Origin of the sequence: Pseudomonas sp. DrBHI1 (genome assembly GCF_002205115.1) — a bacterium.
Lineage (GTDB): Bacteria > Pseudomonadota > Gammaproteobacteria > Pseudomonadales > Pseudomonadaceae > Aquipseudomonas > Aquipseudomonas mosselii.
Map to the genome: position 1 here is coordinate 22,646 of NZ_NIBE01000001.1, position 6,196 is coordinate 28,841.

Genomic DNA, 6,196 nt, shown 5'->3' on the forward strand with positions numbered 1-6,196 from the left:
TGGCCGATTATAACCACACCCGGGCGCTGGTGACAGGCAGCAGCGCCCCCAGGGGGCATGGAATGCGAAAAACCGACGCCTGACCCCTCATGCGCCTCAATGCAACGCCTTGCGGGCGAAATGCCGTGGGCGGAACCCGCACAGGAACAGGCAGCCGAAGTAGGTCACCACGCCCGCGGCAATCAGCGCCCCGAGACGCAGGAAGCGCGCAAGCATGTTGCCCTGCTCCCAGGCCGGCAGGTAATGCATGCCCAGCAGCAGCACGCCCGACATCAGGGTCACGGCCAGCACCAGCTTGAGCAGGAACGGCATCCAGCCCGGCTGCGGCTGGAACAGCTGCTGACTGCGCAGTTTCCAGAACAGCAGGCCGGCGTTCAGGCACGCGCCCAGGCTGATGGCCAGGGCCAGCCCGGCATGGGCCAGCGGGCCGACCAGGGCCAAGTTGAACAGTTGGGTGCAGACCAGGGTGAAGACCGCGATCTTCACCGGCGTGCGGATATTCTGCTGCGCATAGAAGCCAGGTGCCAGCACCTTGACCAGGATGATCGCCAGCAAGCCCACCGAATAGGCGATGAGCGCGCGCTGGGTCATGGCAGCGTCGAAGGCGGTGAACTTGCCGTACTGGAACAACGCCACGGTCAGCGGCTCGGCAAGGATGGCCAGGGCCAGGGTGCAGGGCAGCACCAGCAGGAAGCACAGGCGCAGGCCCCAGTCGAGGATCCGCGAGTACTCCTCGCGATCCTTGTTGGCATAGGTCTTGGCCAGGGTCGGCAGCAGGATGGTGCCCAGGGCCACGCCGAGCACACCGGACGGCAGCTCCATCAGACGGTCGGCGTAGTACATCCATGACACCGAGCCTGCCACCAGGAACGAGGCGAAGATGGTGTTGATGATCAGCGAAATCTGGCTCACCGACACCCCGAGGATGGCCGGCAGCATCTGCTTGAGCACGCGCCACACGCCGCTGTCGCGCAGGTTCAGGCGTGGCAGCACGAGCATGCCGATCTTCCTCAGCGCTGGCAGCTGGTACAAAAGCTGCGCCAGGCCACCGGCCAGCACGCCCCAGCCCAAGGCCATGATCGGCGGGTCGAAGTACGGCGTCAGCAGCACGGCAAAGGCGATCATCGCCACATTGAGCAGCGTGGGCGTGAACGCCGGCACACTGAAGCGGTTCCAGGTATTGAGGATCGCGCCGACCAGCGACGACAACGAGATCAGCAATATATAAGGAAACGTCACCCGCAACAGCGCGGTGGTCAGCTCGTACTTTTGCGCGCTGTCGACGAAGCCCGGCGCGGTGGCCCAGACCACCCACGGCGCAGCAAGGATGCCGATCACCGTGACCAGGGCCAGGACCAGGGTCAGCAGGCCGCTCACGTAGGCGATGAAGGTACGGGTGGCCTCCTCGCCCTGCTGGGTCTTGTATTCGGCCAGGATCGGCACGAAGGCCTGGGAGAAGGCCCCCTCGGCGAAGATCCGCCGCAACAGGTTGGGCAGTTTGAAGGCGATGAAGAAGGCGTCGGTGGCGATGCCGGCGCCGAACACCCGTGCCAGGATGGTATCGCGCACGAAGCCGAGCACCCGGGAAATCATGGTGATGGAGCTGACTGCGGCCAGGGATTTGAGCAGGTTCATCGAAAAATTTCACGCCAGGGACAGAGGGCGCTGCCAGACAGCGTCCGAATGTGCGATACTCCCGCGCCTTCGCAGGGGAGCCAAAAATTCCCGAGTTTACAGGTCGTGCGGCAGAAAGGAATATTTCCCTCCTGCTGGCTCACCACTCGGCGGAACCCTGCAGGTGGCCTTGACATCCGCTCGACTCATCGGCATGATTCGCGGCCTATTTTGTTTGCTATTTACCTAAAGTCTTTCGAGGAGCTCGACGGTGGCCAACTCACCTTCCGCCAAGAAACGTGCAAAACAGGCTGAGAAGCGTCGCAGCCACAACGCCAGCCTGCGTTCCATGGTCCGCACCTACATCAAGAATGTAGTCAAAGCCATCGACGCAAAAGACGCCGAAAAAGCGCAAGCCGCTTACGTTCTGGCTGTACCTGTAATCGACCGTATGGCCGACAAAGGTATCATCCACAAGAACAAAGCTGCTCGCCACAAAGGCCGTCTGAATGGCCACATCAAGGCGCTGAAAGAAGCTGCAGCTGCCTAAGCGACGTTCTTGTCGAAAAAACCGACCCTAGGGTCGGTTTTTTTATACCTGTGATTTCTCTCCACACTCCTCTATCTGTAAGAGCGGCGTTGCGTCGCGAAAGGGCCGCAAAGCGGCCCCGGCGATTGTGCGTCTGCACTGAAATCCTGGGGCTGCCGTGCAGCCCTTTCGCGACACAAGGCCGCTCCAGGTACCAGGCCAACCGTTCGATCACTTACCAATCTGAATCTTCGGCGCCCACTCCAGCCAAGCATCCTCGGCCTTGTCGAACAAGGCGAAGGTCTGCTGCGGCCGCGCCGGGTTACCCATCTGTTCGCCGTCCGGCGTGGCGAAGGCAATTCCGCCCTCGATCAGGGTCTCCACCGACTCGGTGCGCACCGTGGCGCCCTTGAACAGCCCCCAGTCGAAGCCGAACCCGCTGCTGTTCCAGAAACGGCTGCCGCCACGAACCAGCCCGGCGTAACGCGGTTCGATCAGGATGTGGATAAGCACACGGTCGGCGGTCTGCCCCAACTCGAAGCCGGTGACCTTGCCCACCGTGACCTCTCGATAGGTCACCGGCACACCCGGCTTGATCGAGCCGCGGCGCGCCGCGCTCAGGGTCAGCGGCAGGCCGACCTCCTCGCCTTTCACCTCCGGCGCATCACTCAGGGCGATGAAGTCACGCTGCGGCCCCTTGTCCTTGAGCGCCGGCAACACCTCCAAATATTGGCCGCCGATCAAGGTGTCGAGGTTCTGGGTACGCACCAGGCCCAAGGCCGGCTTGACCACCCAGAACTGGGTGCCGGCACGGGCGATACGCTCGGCCGCTTGGGTGATCCGTGCACGCAGCACCACGGCCTGCAGATCAGCGGTCAGGTCGACGCTCTCGACACTGCCCACATCCAGGCCCCGGAAACGGATCGGCGTGCCCGGCTTCAAGCCTTCGGCACGGTCCACACGGATAGTGATCAAGGTACCGGCACGGTTGGCCGCATCCTGGCTCTCGTGCAGGCGGAAACGCGGAATACGGCGCTTGAGCGGCACATCCGGTTTCGGCGTATCGAAGGCGATACCACCCGCCATCAGCGTCTGCAGCGACTCGCTCTTGACCTGAATGCCCGACAGCCCGCCGGTCAGGGTGATGCCGCTGGCATTCCAGAAGCGCGTGGAGCCGTTTACCAGGTTGGCGTACTCCTTCTCAATATGGACGCCGATCAGGATGCGTTTGCTGTTGCGAGCGAACTGGTAACTCTGCACGCTTCCCACCCGCACCTGGCGATACATCACCGGGCTGCCTACCTCCAGCGAACCCAGGGTGTCGGCGAACAACACCATGTGCAGGCCCGGCGCCTTCAGGTCCAGCGGCGGCGCCTTGGGACGCGCCTCGAACTCGCGCAGCGGCTTGGCACCTGGCTCACCCGGGCGCACGGCAATGTAGTTGCCCTTCACCAAGGCCTCGAGACCGGTGATGCCGGCCAGGGAGATGGACGGCTTGACCACCCAGAACTGAGTGCCTTCAACCAGGTAGTCCTCGGCCAGGGGATCCATGGTCAGCTCGGCCATGGCCGTGGAGAGGTCGCCTTCGACTTTCAGTTCCTTCAGCGATCCCACCTGGATACCTTTGTACAGCACCGGTGTACGGCCCTTCTGCAACCCCTCGAAATCGCTCAGCTTGACCTTGACCCGGATACCGGCCTGGGCGGCATCAAAGTCTTCGTAAAGACGGAACGGCAGGCTTGGGTCGGTGGGCGGGCTGTCCTTGCGGTTCTCTGGCGTGGCAAAGGCGATGCCGCCGGCAACGATGCTCGAGAGCGATTCGGTGCGCACCTTCACGCCGGACAGGTCGGCGTCGATGCTGACCCCGCTGGCGTTCCAGAACCGCGTGTGTTTACGTACCAGGCTGGCGTAAGCGGGCGCAATGAACACCTTGATCTCCACCGTGCCCTGGTCCTCGGACAGGCGATAGCTCTTCACCCGACCCACTTGGATCTGTTTGTAGAACACCGGACTGTCACGATTGAGCGAACCCAGGCGCTCGGCCTTGAGGGTAAGGTGCAGGCCCGGCTCGGAATCGGACAACGGCGGAGCTTCCTTGAGCGCGGTGAAACGCTTGGTCGGCTCTCCCTCCCCGGGATCAACGGCGATGTAGTTACCCGAGACCAACGTCTCCAGGCCCGAGATACCCGCCAAGCTGACACTTGGCTTGACCAGCCAGAAACGCGTGCCCTTGGTCAGGTGCGGGCCCGCTTCCTTGCGCATCTCGATGGTGGCGACAACGCCACGGTTGTCACCCTTGTCATCCAGCACCAGGGCGGTGACCTTGCCCACCGACATGCCCTTGTAGATGACCTCGGTCTTGTTGGCGACGATGCCCTCGCCACTCTCGAAGCGCACCTGGATCTCGATACCAGCATCGCGATAGGCCTGCCAGGCCAGCCAGCCGCCGATCGCCAGGGCAATCAGCGGCAGGATCCAGATGGCCGACCAATTCGAAGCAGGCCGGGTTTTAGCCGTAGGCAAATCACTCATGGTCGTCATCCGACTCCGTGTTATCCCAGATCAGTCGGGGATCGAAAGTTAAAGCGGCGAGCATCGTCAGGATCACCACGGTGGCGAAGGCGACGGCGCCCAGGTTGGCTTCGACACTGGCGATGCGGCCGAAATTCACCACCGCGACCAGGATGGCGATGACGAAGATGTCCAGCATCGACCAGCGACCGATGAATTCGATGAAGCGGTACATCAGGATGCGCTGGCGTGCCGAGAGCGGCTGGTGGCGCTGCACCGAGTACAGCAGCAGGGCGATGCCGACCAGCTTGAAGGTCGGCACCAGGATGCTGGCGATGAACACCACAGCGGCGATCGGCAGCATGCCGTGCTTCATCAAGGTGATGACGCCGGACATGATGGTGTCCGGGCTGCCCTGGCCGAGCGCGCTGACGGTCATGATCGGCAGCACATTGGCCGGGATATAGAGCACCATGGCCGTTATCAGCAGCGCCCAGGTGCGCACGATGCTGTTGGGCCGCCGGGCATGCACCACCGCGCCGCAGCGGGTACAGACCTGCGAGGTGCTGTCCGGCTCCTGGCGGTTCAGCTGGTGACATTCATTGCAGACCAGGATGCCTGCATCAATCGCCCGCATGGACATCCTCCCCCGACAAGGCCACCCAGATCTGGTGTGGCGACATGACCACCTCGAGCCATACCTGCACCAGCAACAGGCTGATGAAGCAGAACAGGCCCAGGCCGATGCTCAGCTCGGCCAGGTCGACCAGCTTGACGATGGCCACCAGCACGCCCATGAAGTAGACCTCGAGCATGCCCCATTCACGCAGGTGGTGATAGATACGATAGATCAGCAGGCCATAGCTGCGGCCAATATCCAGGCGGATGCTCAACAGCACCATCAGCTGGCAGAGCAGCTTGAGCAAAGGGATGGCCATGCTGCACAGGAACACCACCACGGCGATGCCGCGCATCTCTGAGTTGTATAGGCCTAATACACCGCTCCAGACGGTGTCGTCGGAGGTCTGGCCGAGCAGGTGCAATTGCATGATCGGCAGGAAATTGGCCGGTACGTACAGCAGCAGGGCGGTCAGGACCAGGGCCAGGCTACGGTTGATCAGGTTGTGGCGATGAGCGTACAGCTCGTAGCCGCAGCGCGGGCACAAGGCCTTCTCGTCATGCTGCAGCGTGGTCTTGCGCATCAACAGGTCGCACTCGTGGCAGGCCACGAGTTCGTCCAGCGGCAGCTGTGCGAGCGCTTCGGGATCGACAGGGTTGGGCATAAAGGGGTTCTGAATGGATGCGTCGGCTCTATTCTAGTGTTCCGACTCGAATTGTGGGAGACGGCCATTATGAGGAACTGTATCGATGTTCGGGTCACATTTTCCGCAGGCGACACGATCCCCCGCGCCCACGCTGCGTGTTGCACAACAGAGGCGGCGTTGGCTTAGAAACGCGGAAAAGACAAAACCCCTACCTGCTCGCGCAGATAGGGGTTTTGCGAAATGAATCTTGACGATGACCTACTCTCACATGGGGAAG

The 6,196-nt window shown here is 62.3% G+C and carries 5 protein-coding genes; 1 reads left to right on the plus strand and 4 read right to left on the minus strand.

Features of this window, described 5'->3' with window-relative positions:
* Positions 1-96: 96 nt before the first annotated feature.
* Positions 97-1,635 carry a murein biosynthesis integral membrane protein MurJ gene (murJ, locus tag CC207_RS00150; protein ID WP_028689907.1) on the minus strand — a complete coding sequence of 513 codons (1,539 nt, stop codon included), beginning with the start codon at positions 1,633-1,635 and terminating at the stop codon, positions 97-99.
* Positions 1,636-1,885: 250 nt separating this feature from the next.
* Here murJ and rpsT point away from each other — a divergent pair, with 250 nt between their 5' ends.
* On the plus strand, positions 1,886-2,164 hold the full coding sequence (gene rpsT / locus CC207_RS00155; RefSeq protein WP_023533220.1) for a 30S ribosomal protein S20: 279 nt from the start codon (positions 1,886-1,888) through the stop codon (positions 2,162-2,164).
* A gap of 210 nt (positions 2,165-2,374) precedes the next feature.
* On the opposite strand, the gene CC207_RS00160 is transcribed toward rpsT, so the two are convergent.
* Genes CC207_RS00160 through CC207_RS00170 form a run of 3 tightly spaced genes read right to left on the minus strand, consistent with a single transcriptional unit; the run spans position 2,375 to position 5,937 of the window.
* The gene (locus CC207_RS00160) at positions 2,375-4,675 is read right to left on the minus strand and encodes a PqiB family protein (RefSeq protein ID WP_028689908.1); all 2,301 of its coding nucleotides are present in this window, start codon (positions 4,673-4,675) and stop codon (positions 2,375-2,377) included.
* Positions 4,668-5,291: a paraquat-inducible protein A gene (locus CC207_RS00165; RefSeq protein WP_088851387.1), complete on the minus strand. Its 624-nt coding sequence runs from the start codon at positions 5,289-5,291 to the stop codon at positions 4,668-4,670. Before CC207_RS00165 ends, CC207_RS00160 begins: the two co-directional genes overlap by 8 nt.
* Entirely contained in the window at positions 5,278-5,937 is a 660-nt protein-coding gene (locus CC207_RS00170; RefSeq protein WP_062363899.1) for a paraquat-inducible protein A, read from the minus strand. The genes CC207_RS00165 and CC207_RS00170 overlap by 14 nt, the downstream gene beginning before the upstream one ends.
* Positions 5,938-6,196: the final 259 nt, after the last annotated feature.

Coding starts and splice junctions, on each gene's coding strand:
- CC207_RS00160 (WP_028689908.1), bottom strand. CDS start 4,675: ATGAGTGATTTGCCTACGGCTAAAACCCGGCCTGCTTCGAATTGGTCG.
- CC207_RS00170 (WP_062363899.1), bottom strand. CDS start 5,937: ATGCCCAACCCTGTCGATCCCGAAGCGCTCGCACAGCTGCCGCTGGAC.
- murJ (WP_028689907.1), bottom strand. CDS start 1,635: ATGAACCTGCTCAAATCCCTGGCCGCAGTCAGCTCCATCACCATGATT.
- CC207_RS00165 (WP_088851387.1), bottom strand. CDS start 5,291: ATGCGGGCGATTGATGCAGGCATCCTGGTCTGCAATGAATGTCACCAG.